This is a genomic window from Bacillus sp. V2I10 (assembly GCF_030817055.1).
Classification (GTDB): Bacteria; Bacillota; Bacilli; order Bacillales; family Bacillaceae; genus Bacillus_P.
This window is the reverse complement of sequence record NZ_JAUSYV010000002.1, coordinates 217117-234115: the sequence shown is the minus strand read 5'-3', so window position 1 is coordinate 234115 and position 16999 is coordinate 217117. Positions and strand designations below refer to the sequence as shown.

The following is a 16999-nucleotide window of genomic DNA, read 5'->3' as shown; positions in this document are numbered from 1 at the left end:
TATATGAAGACTTCTAGTGTCTTAAGGCCAGAAAACATAATATTAGATCTAGTTGCTGAAACGAAAGAGGACTTAATTAATGAGCTTGCAGAAAAATTAAATAAAAACGGCTATTTACATGATCTTAAACAATTTAAACAGGATATTTGGGCTCGTGAAGATCAGGTTCCAACAGAAGTAGGGTTTGGTATTGCTATTCCACATGCAAAATCTGATGGAGTTAAATCGCCTGCTATTATTATGGGAAGATCTTTAAGTGGAATTAAGTATAGTTCAGAAAAATGTAATTTATTTTTCATGATAGCAGCCGGCAAAGATTCTTCAACTGAGCACTTAAAGACTTTATCTAAAATCTCCACTTTTCTAATGGATGAAACCTTTAGAGCTAAGCTTATTCTTGCCAAAGATAGTCATGAAGTTGTCCAGCTATTTGCAAATGCTGAAGAAAAAATGGGACAGGTAGATACGAATGATAAGAAGTATTTTGGTAAGAAATTGGTCGGAGTTACTGGATGCCCTACTGGAATAGCACATACATTTATGGCTGCAGAAGCATTAAAAAATGCTGCTGAGGAGCTTGGCGTTCAAATAAAAGTTCAAACCAATGGATCGACGGGTATACAGAACAGATTAACTCAAGAAGATATTGATGAAGCAGATGGCATAATTGTTGCTGCAGATGTTAAAGTGGACATGGATGTCTTTGGTGATCGTAAGGTTATTAAAACGTCTGTTAAAAATGGGATACATCATGCAAAGGATTTAATTGAAGATGCTATTTCTGGAAAAGGTACGGTTTTAAATCAGGGGAACAACAAGTTAAAGGAAGCAAAAGAAAAAACACGATTAAAACAACCTAAAATATACAGCCATATAATGAATGGGGTATCTTTTATGATTCCATTTGTTGTCGCTGGCGGTATATTAATCGCAATCTCCTTTATGTTTGGTATTCATGCTTCTGACCCGACTAGCTCAGAATATAATGCATTCGCTGCTTTTCTAGGTACAGCAGGTGGTAGCGCAGCCTTCGCACTAATGGTTCCAGTACTAGCAGGATATATTGCGTATAGTATTGCGGATCGTCCAGGTTTAGCACCAGGTATGATTGGTGGTATGATGGCAACCCTTGGTGGTTCAGGATTTTTAGGAGGTATGATTGCAGGTTTTATTGCTGGTTATACAATCTTAGGATTGAAAAAATTATTAAAAGGCATTCCAGATTCATTACAAAGTCTTTCACCGGTACTTATACTTCCTTTAATAGGTACGTTTGTAACAGCCTTTATTATGCACTTTGTAATTAATAGTCCGATGGCGTGGATTAATGAGTCGTTACAAGGTTGGTTAAATGGTTTAACTGGTTCGAATGCAATTTTATTAGGAGCGCTTTTGGCAGGAATGATGGCATCTGATATGGGCGGCCCTATCAATAAAACAGCATCAGCATTTGGCTTAGCGATGTTTGCAAATCATATTTACGAACCATCTGCTGCACTAATGGTTGGAGGGATGGTCCCTCCATTAGGGATTGCATTAGCAACAACACTATTTAAAAATAAATTCTCACTTGAAGAACGAAACGCAGGAAAAGCAGCTTATATTATGGGGGCATCTTTTATTACTGAAGCAGCAATTCCGTTTGCTGCAAGTGATCCATTAAGAATAATTCCAGCAAATATTGTTGGTTCAGCAATTGGTGGAGGGATTTGTATGGCATTAGGAATTTCTTTACAGGCTCCTCATGGTGGAATCTTTGTAATTCCTATTGCTGCAAGCAGTCCATTGCTATACATTGCATGTATTTTAATTGGTTCAATTATTACAGCTTGTATAATTGGAGTATTAAAAAAACCTGTTTACAGAACACAAGGTAATACTAGTGAGAAGTCAGGAAATATAACAGTAGCAATTAAAGCAGTATAATTTATACGAGTGAAAAATGACATCGGTACAGTACGGGGCTACTGAAAAGTCCCTGCACAAAACTAAAGGTAGATCCCTTGAAAATTCCCAAGGGATTCTACCTTATTTTGTTATACAATGAGGGATAATAGTCTGACTAGAGAGTATTATCACAGCCGCAACTACTCCCTCGATGTGATACGCATCTGATTTATTTCCAGCATCAATCAAAATATTTTCTCCCTTAGGTGTCTTGATATAGATAGCATCAGCACCACCTTGGCCAATATTAATGTTATGGACGGTTAGTTTGTTTGTTGCTGCATGAGTCCGCATTCCATATGGGTTCATACTTACAGTTGGCGGTACCCCGGTATCAAAACAAAAAGTCTCAATAGGGTAAACCCTATTGATACAAGAGTTTTTACCTTAACGTTGTAAAATGTCAAAATCCTGACGCTACCCCAAAATCTAGATCGGCAAATGACGATGCTGGATGATTATGGATGCGAAAAGATTGTTACTGAGAAATTCACTGGCACAACTCGGGACAGAAAAGGCTTAACGCAGCTATTTGATCTAATAAGGTCAGGAGATACAGTCGTAGTAGAAAGCATCTCGCGCCTAGGTCGTAAAAAATTCGATATCCTATATATCATTCAGCAATTTGAAGAAAAGTCGATACAGTTTGTCTCATTGAAGGAAAATATGGATACTGGGATTTCTACAGGAAGAGCTATGTTTCAGATGATGTGTGTAATCGCTGAATTGGAACGAAACTTAATTGCAGAACGTGTAAAAGAAGGTCTTGAAGCAAGTAAAAAACGTGGCAAAAAGCTGGGAAGACCAATGATAGATAAAGAAAGAGTTAAATTAGCGCTACGAATGTATGATAGCAAGGAATACTCTGTAAAAGAAATTATAGAAGGCACTGGTGTCTCCCAGGGATCTTTGTATCGGGCTATTCATAAGCGCAATTTAGAATTGAAAATAAAATAATGGAGCAAATTCTGCTCCAATTTCCTTAGTATCATTCATCATTGACACTACTTTGCGGTCTATGACACGAACCCTGTCACTACCCCTAAATAGATCGAGCACAGGGGACAAATAGAGCTTCTTACCAAAGAGGTGGAATTCAGTCACATCTGTCACCCATTTTTGATTTGGCTTCGTGGCCTGGAAATCACGCTGTAAAAGATTCGGGGCAATCTTACCAACTTTTCCTTTATACGAGCGATATTTCTTTATGCGGACCAAGCATTTTAGTCCTAATTCTTTCATCAGGCGGAGCACCGTTTTATGATTATGGAAATAGCCCTGACGTCGAAGTTCAAGCGTGATACGGCGATAACCATACCGTCCTTTATGCGTATGAAAATGTCTTGAATGATTGTCTTCAATCGATCGTATTTGTCAGGACGCCCGAAGGCGTTTACCCAGTAATAATACGTGCTGCGGGCTAGCTCAGATATGCTGAGTAATAGGTCCAAATTAAACTCTTTCCTTAGTTCGTATACTACTTTCGCTTGTTCTTGCGTTTGGACACTTCTCTTTCCTGAACTAAGGCCTTTAACTTTTTTAAATAGGCATTCTCCGCACGTAAATATTCAACTTCTGCTTGTAAAGCCTCTAAAGATCCTTCAACGGGTGTTGCTTTCTTTGCTTCTTTCTTCTTCATGGATGGACGCCCCTTTTTCTTTGTTTGCAGGGCGTCAACACCTCCACTTTCGTAAAGAGTTATCCATCTACGAATGGTACTTGGATCCTTGATGTTGAAAACAGCAGCTGTCTCTCTTGTTGACGTCCTATGTTCGTGCATATAGTTAAGTACGTCCAGTTTATCGCTTGCAGAATAGATTGTATATGCCTTTTCAAATGCTTCTTCCCCGTAATATTCAAATCGTTTAAGCCAAGTACGTAAATCCCCTGTATCTGCATCAATAGAATTAGCGATTCCCTTAAAAGAATCTTCACCTGCTAGATATCTTTTAACGGCCATTATTTTTTCTTCTTTTGAAAATTTAGCCATAAAAAAACTGCACCTCCAATTGTTAGATAATGTCTAACAATTGGGGTGCAGTTCAGTATCAAGGGGTTTTCTTTTTATTAACTTCCTATAGGTTGCTTTATGTTAACTAGATTTGTATAGAGTATTCATTTGATTTCTTTTTTAATTTATTTTCAGAAAATTAATACTTTAGTAGCTTTTTTGCTTAGTTGCTGTCTAAAAAAATGGTCATTTTATATAAATGTAAATAGTTCCTTAGTTCATCGTAATACAAATTTCCACATGGTAAAGTTTAGAAAAAGGAGAGTTGTTAATAAATGATTGAACAGAAGCGATTACCTCATTGGGCAATTAATTACTTGCACTATATTCAAGTTCCTATTCAAGAGCCTTCACATGAGTATTTAAAAGAAATTTGCATCGCACATCTAAATCGTATTCCCTTTGAGAATATTAGTACGTTATTGCATTTCAAAGAATATCACAAGAAAGGTAAGCTCGTACAAGATGAGGAAGAGTTTGTAAAGCAGCTCGTTCAGCATCATATGGGCGGAACCTGTTATATGATCAACAGCAGTCTTAATCAGTTGTTGAACCAGCTTGGTTTCCACAGTCGTTTCGCTCTTTTAGGCGGAGGTCATGTTGCGCTGCTCGTTCGACTTCCGAATGAAAAAGAAGAAATGTATGTCGACTGTGGAAACAGCGCACCATTTTTTGAACCGGTTCGATTGGAAACGGATTATGGTAATGTGTCACACTATGGTGGGATTGAAGTAAGAATACGTCCGGAAGAAGAACCGGGAACGTACACGTATTACAGGTATGTAGATGGTAATTTACTCACTGAATTGATTTGGTCTTTCGACACAAAGAAAACGTACCGATTTGATGATTTTCAAACAGCAATAAAAAAGTATTTTCAGCCCAATGACTTATTTACGTCCAGTTTACGCTGTCAAATTTGGCAATTAGACCAAAAGCGATCGCTGTCTTTGGTTAATAATGTATTAAATATACGTGATAATAATGGAAACGTTGAGAAGCACAAATTAACCGGCAGTAACGACATTCGAGAAGTGATTGATTATGAGTTTAAGCTTCCTAAACTGCCAGTAGAAGATGCAATAATGGTTCTTCAGGAACTCGGTGTTGACATATTTGAGGATTCAGAAGAATGAATGGTCTTTTCCGCATTATGTATACTGAAATTGTATAGAGTATGCATGTTTAATATCTCGTTCAATAACCTATATTTCTGATGTTTTTCGTATTAACCTTAAATGCCAGGGTAACCAAAATCCAAAAATAACAAAACTTTATTACAACAACAACGGAAGAATAAACAGGTATAATCCTTCATTAAAAAACAAGAATAATATGTTAAAATTTTGAATGTTAGTTAAAAAAAGGAGGTTAAAATATGAGGAAAATAAAGACTGGAGCATGGATTTTAACATTAATTATGATTGTCAGTTCCCCCTTTTCTGCTTTAGCAGCAGTAACAGCAGGAGAAGGAGATTGGGATAATCAAGGGAGCGATGAATTTACCAACTCAAGTGAAATCTTTCTATCAGGTGGAGGCGATTTTAAAATTTGTCTCAGTTCTGATAGCCAATCAGGTTATTATCAGTTATTTGAAGAAGATCCGTATAATCCAGATGATAAAGTACTTTCTAATGATGGTACTATAGGTCTCGATTTTAAAACAGCAGGTAGTAATGATTTCGATTCAAATGGCTGTCATGTCTTCAAAAATATCAGTGGATATGTCGATGGTGATCAAGCCGAATTTTATTTAGAAAAATACTCAGGTGGAAATTCATTTGTAACAGCCTGGGATTGATTTATACTAGTCAAAGAGGATTAGGATAATTGGCCATTAGAATGCTTCCTAGAACGGTTGTTATAGTAACAACAAAAAGGGTTGGGTACCTTTATAGATACCCAACCTCTTTTATTGCCGATAAGATTGATTATGTTAACTAGATTTGTATAGAGTATTCATTCGATCCTTTGGATCTTCTTCAACAACGGGTGCAGTTATGCCAAGACGTGACTTAAATATCACAATCTTTTCCGACGAACAATTCATAATGGTTTATCAGATACGCAGGTAATACATTTATCACCAAATGGTATTTTAATATCTAAAAAAACTTGACTTTAACACTAGTGTCATACTTTATGATGAAATTAGTAATTTTAAAATAAGGGAGGTGGAGCTTTGAAAATAAGTCAAATAGCTAAAATGACCGGGATCAGTTCTCGATCCTTACGGCATTATGAGAAAAAAGGGTTGTTAACTGTTTCTCGTCTTAACAATAATTATCGTGAATTCGATGATTCGATTATCGAAGCTATTAATACGATCAAACTATATCTTAATTTAGGTCTAACAACCGACCAGATTAAAGATATTCTGCATTGCCCTGAAGATCAAGAGTACGACAAAAAAGACGAGTATTGTGAAGAATTGCTGCAAATATATGAAACCAAGTTGAATGAAGTGATACGGCAAAAAAAGGCATTGGATGAGGCTCAAGTCCGTTTGGAAAAGCAAATCAACCTAATGAAGGAAAACCGGGATAAGTGGGTACCCGTAGAGGAGGATGAACAATGACAATTTTAGTAACGGGAGCAACGGGGACAGTAGGCCGGCACGTCGTGGACCAACTGATTCGAAGGGGGCAAAAGGTACGAGCATTGACACGTAATCCACTGCAAGCCAATCTTCCTGCTGATGTGGAGGTTGTCGCCGGAGATTTAAGTGATCCGAGTACGCTAGTTTCTGCGTTGGTTGGCGTAAGCAGCATGCATTTGATTACAACAGGTGCAGAATATACCCCGTTGGAAACGGGACCGGAAATCGTAGAACTTGCTGTGAAGGCTGGAGTACGCAGAGTTACTGTTTTATGGAACGGCGAGAAGGGTCCTTTCGAGAGGGCAGTTGAAGCAAGCGATCTAGAGTGGACCCAACTTCAAGCCTTTGAGTTTATGGCAAATGCGCGGAAATGGGCAGACTCCATACGCTCTGAGGGGGTAGTTCGAGATCTGTTTGGGGGATCACGAATTGCTCCTGTTCATGAAGCCGATATTGGAAGAGTCGCAGCAGTCGCACTGACTGAGGACGGTCATGCAGGTAAAGTATATACATTAACAGGGCCTGAGAGTTTGTCCGTTCAAGATAAAGTTCGGATTATTCGTGAGGTCATCGGACGTGACATTCAATTTGTTGAGAGTTCTGAAGAAGAAGAACGTGAGCAGATGAGGAGGATGGGGGTTCAGGAGGACGCTATTGATTACGTAATTCGTTGGCACCTTAATCCGCCTAAACCGGCTTATACGGTGACTCCAACTGTCGAAGAGATTACTGGTCGGCCCGCACAAACCTTCACTCAGTGGGTCTCTGAACACGTGCAATATTTTAAAAAACCATAATTGAGGTGTTCCAAAGTAGCAACTAAAGATTGAACTAACGGGTACGATTGTTTAATAAGCAGCAAAAAGGATCTTCACTGGAAGACAAAAGGCTGCCCATCAGTCGGCAGCCTTCCCCTGATGTTTTATTGAACTATCGTGTCCCGTTAGTGTAGCCCAATTCTTATAGCACTGAATATGACAGCAACATTTCAAAAGTACTCTTGTGATAAAACTAAGATGAGCAAATCAAAAGGAGATGAGGGAATGTACAGGTTGAAAGGTAAAATCGCGCTAGTAACAGGAGCAAGCAGAGGGATTGGACGTTCCATCGCATTGCGATTGGCGAAGGAAGGAGCATTGGTCGCCGTACATTACGGAACGGATCAAGCTTCGGCCGAATCGGTAGTTCGGGATATTGAGGGAGGTGGAGGAAGCGCCTTTGCGATCGGAGTCAAGTTTGGTTCTTTGGAAAGCATTCATACCCTCTATAAGGCATTGGATGAAGTGTTGCAAGTACGTACAGGTGACACTCGTTTCGATATCCTAGTCAACAACGCCGGAATCCCACTAGGCGCTACCATTGAGGATACCGAGGAAGAATCTTTCGATGAAATCATGAACATCAATGTAAAAACACCGTTTTTCCTAATCAAACAGGCTTTACCACGTTTGCGAGACGAAGGTCGAATTATTAATTTGTCATCCGCTGTAACTAGGATCTCCTTGCCCGATATTCCTGTATACAGCATGACCAAGGGGGCAATCAATACCTTAACACTCGCTCTATCCAACCAACTTGGCCCGCGGGGAGTTACGATCAATGCCATTCAGCCCGGGTTCGTCGCCACGGATATGAACGCCGCCATGCTACAAGATCCTGTTTCGCAACAATTCGGCGCAGACTTTTCTGTTTTCGGAAGATGGGGGCAGCCGGAAGATATTGCGGATATCGCTGCATTTTTAGCCTCTCCCGACAGTAGATGGATAACCGGGCAATCCATTGATGCCAGCGGTGGCTCTCATTTGTAACTGTGGTTCCTTCAAAGAGACGAAATCCCGCCTGTAGCTAAAAAAAACGGCCGATCGCAATTATCGGCCGCTTTCTTTAGTTCTTTATTAACACTCGTTTTCCGATAACGTAATCTTTTTTCATGAATTCAGAGCTATTAACCTTATCTTTACGGCTCGAACCCTGTTTGGCATATTTTTTTTGAATTCCTAGTTTTTTTGTACGTCTTCCTCCACTGCCATCGCCCATAAAAAAGTCATCAATACATATCCGATCGACGAATGGCTTCAATTTTACAGGAAAATTTTTTCCGCTCGGTAATATGGGCGCTATCGCAACTTGAGTATGAGAATCTCTGGAATAATAGATTTTTAACTTTTCTATAGAAATGAATTGCTTTTATCAAGATGAGTAGTCCTTAACAAATACCCTGCTCCGATGGCCATAAAATTTTTTTGGGTATTTAAAAATATGGGTTCACTCTAGCTAATGGGTGCCTATCTTCAATAAGATTAGATTAATGATCTTCAGCAATCGGGCGCTTTAATGAAGTAACTAAAGCCTAATTTCTCGGTGTTAAAAGCGAGAAATTAGGCTTTTTTATATTTGGATTTCCTTACCGTTGTAAATCTGTATTTTCCTGATGTTACTCCCTTAGCGTAGGAAAAAAGGCTTTTTTTATCCTGAATTTCTCTTAGCGTATGTTTTCCGCGTTTTGTTGGTAGGACCCCAATAAGATAAAATAAATGATCTTCCACAATCGGGCCATTTAATTGAAGAAGGAATTAAAAATTAATTTATATTATAATTTGGAAGTTAACATAAATAATAATATTTTACAGGGCTAATCGGTGAATGTAAGTTGATTAGGAATAATGAAGAAGTGAAAATAGATCATGAAAAGGAATCTAATAAATGGGGAAAATTAGATATTATCGTGCTTATCTGTCAATATCTGCGGGTGGACCACTTTATTCAGAAGAAATTGAACCGTATTTAACTGGAATTAGGCAAAGAGCGTTTTCAAATCTAAAATATACAACTGCAGACGTAGATTATTTTGAAGATTATTGGAGAAAAGATTGGTATGCTTCTGGTAAAGAAAAATTACATATCCGTTTAAGAAATCCTAAAATGCAAGAAGTTGCGAAGGCTATATTTCAAATTGGAGCCTGGTTAGCTCAATTTAAAAGTAATAAAGATTGGGCTGGTGGAGGTATTACAATTACTTTTGCAGGACATGGAAAAGACAAAGATGGTATGTTTTCCCCCCTTTGGATATGGTTATCTAAAGGGTTTTTTTATAGTGAAAAGGAAAAGAAAAAGAACATCTGAATTGAAAAATGGATTAAGGAACTGTTGAGTAAAAATAGAGTTGTTCCGTTAAAGGTTCAGATTGTGGACACTTAATAAGGAAATTGGATATTAAGTAAATAGAGAAGATTGTGAAGAAATGTACTTAAGCTAACGGGCAGCATTCCTGTAATGAAGAAAAATGGGATTTGAACAAAAAATAAACCTCTTGGTAAGATATGAGTGTCCTGAAGCTGGCCAGCGAAAAGGACAAAACATATATACCAGGAGGCCTTCAATATGAATTATAACCAAAATGAAAAGATTGCTCAAATAACTTCTCAAACACTAATTGTAGGTGTAGATATTGCGAAGTACAAGCATGTAGCTCGTGCTCAAGATTTTAGAGGACTAGAGTTTGGAACACCTTGTCACTTTGAGAACACCAAAGATCATTTTGAACTCTTTTTAGGCTGGATAAAACATTTGATGGAACAGAACGGCATGGAACAGGCGATAATAGGAATGGAGCCGACAGGTCATTATTGGCTCAACCTCGCTCATTTTCTGAAAGAAGAGGAGATAAAGTTTGTAGTTGTAAATCCTATGCATGTGAAGAAATCTAAAGAATTAGATGATAATTCTCCAACCAAAAATGATGTGAAGGACGCTAAAGTCATTGCACAACTAGTCAAAGATGGGAGATATGCCGAACCTAATATTCCACAAGGAGTTTATGCAGAACTTCGTGTGGCAAGGAAAATACGCGATCTCTTATTTGTTGACTTACAAGCTGTGCAGGGGCAAATTCATAACTGGTTAGATCGATATTTTCCTGAATTCCTTACAGTGTTTAAGGATTGGGAAGGAAAAGCAGCATTACAATTATTAAAGTTAAACGTATTACCACATGAGTTAGAGATAGTCTCGGAACAAGAGATCCTAATTCACCTCAGAAAGGCTGTAAAACGTGCGGTTGGACTCAGTAAAATTCAAGAACTTAAACGGGTAGCCAAAGACTCTATCGGTATTCGTGAAGGTTCAAGGATGGCTAAATTAGAGCTTCGCACTTTACTAGACAAGTATGAGTTAATAAATGAAAAGTTCGAAGAACTAGAATCTGATATTGATGGACTCCTTGAACGGATACCAGGTGTTCAACAAATGTTGGCCATCAAAGGAATCGGCAAGGACACTGTAGCTGGCTTCTTTTCTGAAGTAGGGAATTTAAGTTACTATTCTCACCCTCGACAAATCATCAAGTTAGCTGGGTTGAGTTTAAAGGAGAACACCTCTGGAAAGCACAAAGGGCATACGAAGATTACAAAGAGAGGCAGGAAGACACTAAGGGCTCTCCTCTTCCGAGTAGCGATGCCTTTGGTAGCTAAGAACACTGCTTTTAAAGCTTTACATGAGTATTTTACAACACGTAAAAATAATCCTCTAAAGAAAATGCAGTCTCTTATAGCGATATGTAATAAGCTGATACGTATTCTTTTTACGATTGGTACAAAACAATGTGAATTTAGTGAAGATAGAATGTTGAAGGATATTCCTCATATGGCTCCTTTACTGAAAGCAGCTTAGGGTTCATTAGTTAATATTCAAAAGGTTTTATTTAGGATTATTATTTAGACATTTGAAGCACGGATTAGTCAGTAAAACAATTAAAGTACGGACTTTGATCCTGTCGGGCAGCATCACTGACATCCACCTCATGGAAAGGTTGGACGAAGGAATTTTGGAGCGTAGACTCTGTGAGATATGGGAGGGTTGACCTCCATGAGACATGTGGACATCCACCAGTGCAACCATACTTTAACTAGGTAACCACTTTTTGGATAGGAGTGGTTAGGTAGTTAAGGACTTTTTTTCTCTAACGCACCAAAAATAACCATACTTTCAACTTACTTCCATGACTTTGATGTCTAATTAAAATAAATCCTAATGAAATCTTAAGAAAAAGCTAGAAATCCAGAGTTATTCCTTTCTTTATAGAGGGAGGTTAGTTGAAGAAGAATTTTTTTTGTGTATAATTAGTACCAGGTATTAATACCAAGTATATAATTCATAAAACGAGGTGATTATTCTATGTTCAAATCCAAAACAGTGTGATAGATTCGCATGTTCCAGGAAAGAATCATTAGCTGTCCTTCTGATTTCAAGCACAAAAGGCGGACTACAATATAGCGTGTTTTGGGGGAATACATTATTTTCAAATGTAATCGAACTTTTTAGAAGTCTTTTGAAATAATCGTTTTAAGTATAGTGTGAAGAATTAAGAATTAAGAGGAGTGTTGATTATGCCACGTAGAGTTGTAGTGACTGGATATGGAGTAGTTTCACCGTTAGGAAATAACGTAGAAGAGTTTTGGAATAATATTAAAGAAGGTAAATCAGGGATCAAAAAAATTCAATCTGATGACTTCAAAGATATAGGCACTCAAATTGGTGGTTTTATTACCGACTTTAATGCAGAGCAATATCTTGATAAAAAAGAATTAGGGAAATATGATTTGTTTGTGCAATATGGTTATGCTGCTGCTAAACAAGCCTTAGACCAAGCAAATATTGATGTAGATAATATAAATAAGGAGCGATTCGGGGTATATATTGGCTCAGGTATTGGAGGAATTAATACCATATTAGATAATCATAAATTCTTAATTGAAAAAGGACCAAGAAGAGTTTCTCCATTTATGGTTCCTATGATGATTAGTAATATGGCTTCAGGTATTATTTCCATAAAAACAGGATTTAAGGGACCTAGCTATTCTCCTGTTTCTGCTTGTGCAACAGGGAATCAAGCGATTGGGGAGGCTTTTTTAAATATTCGGCATGGTTACTCTGATGGAATATTAGCTGGAGGGGCTGAAGCTCCTATTAATCCTTTAGCTTTTGCTGGATTTTCAAGAATGAGAGCAATGTCCACTTTTAATGATATTCCAGAAAGGGCAAGCCGTCCATTTGACAGTCAACGTGATGGCTTTGTTATGTCAGAAGGAGCAGGTGTATTATTCCTTGAAGAGTATGAACACGCTAAAGAAAGAGGAGCGACAATTTTAGGAGAAATTGTAGGATATGGTTCCACAACGGATGCCTATCATATTACTTCCCCTGATTATAACGGTGCAGCAAATGCTATGAAATTAGCTTTAGAAATGGGTGAAATCAACCTTACTGATGTAAATTATATAAATGCCCATGGAACTAGTACCCCTGAAGGAGATAAATCAGAAACTAAAGCAATTAAAAGTGTTTTTGGTATTCATGCTTATAATTTAAAGGTGAGTTCTACCAAATCAATGACTGGACACCTTTTCGGAGCTGCAGGGGGAATTGAGTCCATTATAGCACTCAAAAGTATCATGGAAGATATAGCTCCTCCCACTATTAATTACGAAATACCAGATGAAAATTGTGATTTAGATTACGTTCCAAACCATGCAGTTAAGACAGAAATAAACTATGCTATTTCTAATGGTTTTGGTTTTGGAGGACATAATGCAGTCTTGGCATTTAAGAAGTTTTCGATAGTTAAGACTAAATAAAAGGATTAATCGGTAAGTCATATATTATCTTATCGATTAAATGCTAATTAATTAGATGCTTCTTCAACTAACGGGGGCGATGGTAAAATAACGAATATTAAAATAGCCTGTATCAATGATTACTTGGTAATCATTGATACAGTCTTTATGTTTTGGTGACTATTTGTTCTTATATTTATTTAACCTGATGTGCGTTATTTTATTTTAGTGAAAAACTCTAAAGAAATAAATTGTATTTGAAAAGAAAAAGATTGAAAATTATTGTTAAAAAAGATAGTTAGACTAAAGTACGGAAGACTAAAGGTTATTTTAATATAATTTTTTTATTTAGAAGAGGGCATCATGAAGTGGAAATCACAATCACATTCTTAAATTAAGAAAACAGCCTTTGAATTAAAAAATGGAAAAGCACATTCTTGACAGAGCACCTCTAATTAATTACAATATTTATAGAAATACTGAAATAAGAATAACTGAAAGGAGGTTTTTAACGGTGAATAATGATATTGCAGTAAAAGTCTATAAGGCACTAGGTGAATCGACTCGTTTACAAATCGTAAAATTACTTGCTCAACAATCAGAGTTAGCTTGCATGGAAATGGTAAATCAATTAAAAGTCCCTGCCAATTCAACATTGACGCATCATTTAAAACCATTAATCGATTGCGGATTATTAGCAGTTCGCAGAGAGGGAACCTTCAGATATTACAGTTTACAACGAGAAGTCCTTGCACAATACGATTTTTCGAAAGGTGTGTATATAGATGAACAACATAGATAAAAAACAAGAAATTCTAAAGGCATATCAATTTCGTTATGCTACAAAAGAATTCGATCCGACAAAACGGATTTCCGATGAAGATTTTGAATTCATTTTAGAAACTGGCCGCTTATCTCCAAGTTCAATCGGGTCTGAGCCGTGGAAATTTTTAGTGGTCGAAAATGAGGAATTGAAACAAAAATTAAAAGCCGTTTCTTGGGGTGCACAAAGACAGCTGCCAACAGCAAGCCATTTCGTCATCCTTCTTGCTCGTACAGATGTGCGCTACGACTCTGACTATATTTTAGACATTTATAAAAATGTCCAAAAAATGCCGGAAGACGTTTTAGAACAAATGATTCATGGACTGAAAACGTTCCAAGAGGATTTCCGTCTATTGGAAAACGAGCGTTACTTATTTGACTGGGCAAGTAAACAAACGTATATCCCCCTCGGTAATATGATGACAGCTGCAGCTCAAATCGGAATTGATTCCTGCCCAATTGAAGGTTTCAACTACGATCAGGTGCATGACATTTTGAAAAATGAAGGATTTCTTGAAGATGGCAAGTTTGATGTCTCCGTTATGGTGGCATTCGGCTATAGAATTCATGAGCCAAAACGTGAAAAAACAAGAAGAAGCCTCGACCAAGTGGTTCAATGGGCAAGGTAAATAGGTAAGGTAAATAGGATGGTTGACTAACCATCCTATTTTTTATAAAAACAGCGAAAACCTCAGTCTGCTTCCACATTTTTATTTCCCCTAAAATTGTTGACCCTAACCCATCTTATCACGGGAGCTGCAATTTTGACTCCGTAATCCAACAATTCGCTTTCTTGATAAACCCGTCAGGGTTTTTAACTTTGGTTGCTGATTGTCGCATTATGTGGAGTAAATGAGGGGAAAACAGAAGCTGCAAATAAACCAGCGAATCAAGATTTAATCATTATTAACAAGTACTACAACAAGCTTCCGTATTTTTATAATGGTTATATTGAAATGGTTGATCCAGTAGCAACGGGAAAACGTGGGATAAAACATCTGTGGGCATTTTTAAAGTCGTGAACAAAATTAAAAATCGTCCTTACTATACGGGACATACTCCTGGGGGCGATCCTCGCAACCCATTAGGAAAACGTTGGTTAGGATTAAATGCTAACGGTACGTATGGTGGTGATACATGCGGCATTCACGACAATAACAATGAAAGCAGTATTGGAAAATACGTTAGTTAAGGTTAATTGTATTGGAAAAGAAAAAGATTGAAAATATTGTTAAAAAAGATAATTAGACTAAAGTGCAGAAGACTAAAAAATATTTTAATATAATTATTTTATTTAGAAGCGAGCATCATGAAGTGGAAATCACAATCACATTCTTAAATTAAGAAAACAGCCTTTGAATTAAAAAATGGAAAAGCATTCTCTTGACAGAGCATCTCTGATTAATTACAATATTTCTATAAATACTAAAATAAGAATTGCTGAAAGGAGGTTTTTAGTGGTGAATGATGATATTGCAGTAAAAGTCTATAAGGCACTAGGTGAATCGACTCGTTTACAAATCGTAAAATTACTTGCTCAACAATCAGAGTTAGCTTGCCTGGAAATGGCAAATCAATTAAAAATCCCTGCCAATTCAACATTGACGCATCATTTAAAACCATTACTCGAATGCGGATTATTAGCAGTTCGTAGAGAGGGAACCTTCAGATATTACAGTTTACAACGAGAAGTCCTTGCACAATACGCTCCCGCTTTGTTTTAAATTTCAAAGCGGAATAATTTTAATTTAAATTTCAGTATTTATAGAAATAACGAATAACCGAAATGAACGGAGGAAAATGTATGGGTCAAATTAGCAAAGAAACAAATTCTTGGGGAAATTTAAAAAATGGTTTAGAAAGTAAATTGTTCGAACCGATAAAAATCGGAGCTTGGAATTTACGCTCTCGTATCGCAATGGCACCATTAACAAGAACCTTTGCAGACGATCAAACGGGGGTAGTAGGAGAGGATATTGTTGAATATTACCGAAAACGTGCTGCCGATGGAGTTGGTTTAATCATTTCAGAAGGAACGATCATTAGTCCTCGTGGAAAAGGCTATCCTGGAATTCCAGGCATTTATTCAGATGAACAAATAAAGGGATGGAAAAAAGTGACTGATGCTGTGCATAAAGAGGGAGGAACAATGATCGCTCAAATATGGCATGTTGGTCGTTTATCTCATAACGATCTTGCTGGAAATCTGCCTCCTCAAGCACCATCAGCTATTCCCGCTGAAGGCCTTGTCTCTCGTTTCCGTAAGCCATATGATGTTCCTGAAGAAATGACAATTGAAGATATTAATGAAGTAATCAATCAATTTGCGCAAGCTGCGAAAAATGCAATAGCAGCAGGTTTTGATGGTGTGGAAATTAACGGTGCCCACGGATACTTAATTGACCAATTTAATTCAGATATAACAAATCATCGTACAGACGAATATGGTGGTGACCTTGCTCAAAGATTAACGTTCATGAAGGAAGTAATTAAAGCAGTTATCGACGCAATCGGTACAGAACGAACAATGATCCGATTCTCTGCTCATAAAACAGATATACCAAATTACATGTGGGAAGATCCAGAAATGGCTATTCGTACATTTGTTGAGGCATTTAAGGAAGCGGGTGCAACAATGGTTCACCCATCTATTATGCAATTTGATCGAGTGCTTGCAAATGGAAAAACGATGCATCAATTAGTCCGAAAATACTGGGACGGTGTCATTATTGGGGTAGGTACATTAAATCCAGAAATGGCGAATCAGGCGATTGAAGAAGGAATAATTGATGTCGCTGCTTTCGGACGTCCATTAATTTCTAATCCTGATTTTATTCATCGTTTAAAAAATGGTAAAGAATTGGAAGAATACGATAGTAAGAAGCATCATAGTACATTAATTTAAAGCACTAGAATAGAATGAAGCTTATATAGATTCTTTCATTTTGTATATTATTTCAGTTTTTATAGAAATATAGAAATTAATAGTGATATTGAGGAGAAAAT

At 37.3% G+C, this 16999-nt stretch carries 15 protein-coding genes and 3 pseudogenes; 15 read left to right on the top strand and 3 right to left on the bottom strand.

Annotated features, from left to right (window positions below):
- Positions 1–3: 3 nt before the first annotated feature.
- Positions 4–1926, top strand: coding sequence for a PTS fructose transporter subunit IIABC (locus QFZ72_RS28375; protein WP_307435313.1), 1923 nt, complete (start codon positions 4–6; stop codon positions 1924–1926).
- A 189-nt stretch (positions 1927–2115) separates the two neighbouring features.
- Here QFZ72_RS28375 and QFZ72_RS28370 read toward each other — a convergent pair.
- Positions 2116–2208: pseudogene (locus QFZ72_RS28370) on the bottom strand (ComEC/Rec2 family competence protein); the annotation flags it as partial.
- Between the two features lie 147 nt (positions 2209–2355).
- Here QFZ72_RS28370 and QFZ72_RS28365 point away from each other — a divergent pair.
- The gene (locus QFZ72_RS28365; protein WP_307440667.1) at positions 2356–2904 is read left to right on the top strand and encodes a recombinase family protein; all 549 of its coding nucleotides are present in this window, start codon (positions 2356–2358) and stop codon (positions 2902–2904) included.
- Positions 2905–2985: 81 nt separating this feature from the next.
- On the opposite strand, the pseudogene QFZ72_RS28360 reads toward QFZ72_RS28365, so the two are convergent.
- Positions 2986–3937 (bottom strand): annotated as a pseudogene (locus QFZ72_RS28360) (IS3 family transposase); the annotation flags it as partial.
- Positions 3938–4233: 296 nt separating this feature from the next.
- On the opposite strand from QFZ72_RS28360, the gene QFZ72_RS28355 reads away from it, so the two are divergent.
- From QFZ72_RS28355 to QFZ72_RS28335, 5 genes are all read left to right on the top strand, one after another.
- The gene (locus QFZ72_RS28355; protein WP_307440426.1) at positions 4234–5094 is read left to right on the top strand and encodes an arylamine N-acetyltransferase; all 861 of its coding nucleotides are present in this window, start codon (positions 4234–4236) and stop codon (positions 5092–5094) included.
- A 242-nt stretch (positions 5095–5336) separates the two neighbouring features.
- The gene (locus tag QFZ72_RS28350) at positions 5337–5759 is read left to right on the top strand and encodes a hypothetical protein (RefSeq protein ID WP_307440424.1); all 423 of its coding nucleotides are present in this window, start codon (positions 5337–5339) and stop codon (positions 5757–5759) included.
- 381 nt (positions 5760–6140) lie between these two features.
- Positions 6141–6536: a MerR family transcriptional regulator gene (locus QFZ72_RS28345; protein ID WP_307440422.1), complete on the top strand. Its 396-nt coding sequence runs from the start codon at positions 6141–6143 to the stop codon at positions 6534–6536.
- Positions 6533–7354 (top strand): NmrA family NAD(P)-binding protein, encoded by an 822-nt coding sequence (locus QFZ72_RS28340; RefSeq protein WP_307440421.1) that lies wholly within the window; start codon positions 6533–6535, stop codon positions 7352–7354. The genes QFZ72_RS28345 and QFZ72_RS28340 overlap by 4 nt, the downstream gene beginning before the upstream one ends.
- Before the next feature lie 246 nt (positions 7355–7600).
- Positions 7601–8365, top strand: coding sequence for an SDR family oxidoreductase (locus QFZ72_RS28335; protein WP_307440419.1), 765 nt, complete (start codon positions 7601–7603; stop codon positions 8363–8365).
- Positions 8366–8525: 160 nt separating this feature from the next.
- On the opposite strand, the pseudogene QFZ72_RS28330 reads toward QFZ72_RS28335, so the two are convergent.
- A pseudogene (locus QFZ72_RS28330) lies at positions 8526–8690 on the bottom strand (radical SAM protein); the annotation flags it as partial.
- Between the two features lie 570 nt (positions 8691–9260).
- Here QFZ72_RS28330 and QFZ72_RS28325 point away from each other — a divergent pair.
- From QFZ72_RS28325 to QFZ72_RS28290, 8 genes are all read left to right on the top strand, one after another.
- A complete protein-coding gene (locus QFZ72_RS28325; RefSeq protein WP_307440418.1) occupies positions 9261–9680 on the top strand; it encodes a hypothetical protein in 420 nt (139 codons plus the stop codon).
- Positions 9681–9938: 258 nt separating this feature from the next.
- Positions 9939–11225, top strand: a complete 1287-nt coding sequence (locus QFZ72_RS28320) for an IS110 family RNA-guided transposase (protein ID WP_307440417.1) — start codon at positions 9939–9941, stop codon at positions 11223–11225.
- Between the two features lie 716 nt (positions 11226–11941).
- Positions 11942–13189 (top strand): beta-ketoacyl-ACP synthase II, encoded by a 1248-nt coding sequence (gene fabF, locus QFZ72_RS28315; RefSeq protein WP_251438195.1) that lies wholly within the window; start codon positions 11942–11944, stop codon positions 13187–13189.
- 493 nt (positions 13190–13682) lie between these two features.
- Positions 13683–13970, top strand: coding sequence for an ArsR/SmtB family transcription factor (locus QFZ72_RS28310; RefSeq protein ID WP_307440416.1), 288 nt, complete (start codon positions 13683–13685; stop codon positions 13968–13970).
- Positions 13954–14622, top strand: coding sequence for an NAD(P)H-dependent oxidoreductase (locus tag QFZ72_RS28305; RefSeq protein ID WP_307440415.1), 669 nt, complete (start codon positions 13954–13956; stop codon positions 14620–14622). Before QFZ72_RS28310 ends, QFZ72_RS28305 begins: the two co-directional genes overlap by 17 nt.
- Positions 14623–14817: 195 nt before the next feature.
- A complete protein-coding gene (locus QFZ72_RS28300) occupies positions 14818–15015 on the top strand; it encodes a hypothetical protein (protein WP_251438193.1) in 198 nt (65 codons plus the stop codon).
- A gap of 438 nt (positions 15016–15453) precedes the next feature.
- Positions 15454–15717 carry an ArsR/SmtB family transcription factor gene (locus QFZ72_RS28295; protein WP_251438192.1) on the top strand — a complete coding sequence of 88 codons (264 nt, stop codon included), beginning with the start codon at positions 15454–15456 and terminating at the stop codon, positions 15715–15717.
- 80 nt (positions 15718–15797) lie between these two features.
- Positions 15798–16898, top strand: coding sequence for an alkene reductase (locus tag QFZ72_RS28290; RefSeq protein ID WP_307440413.1), 1101 nt, complete (start codon positions 15798–15800; stop codon positions 16896–16898).
- The last annotated feature ends 101 nt before the right edge of the window (positions 16899–16999 follow it).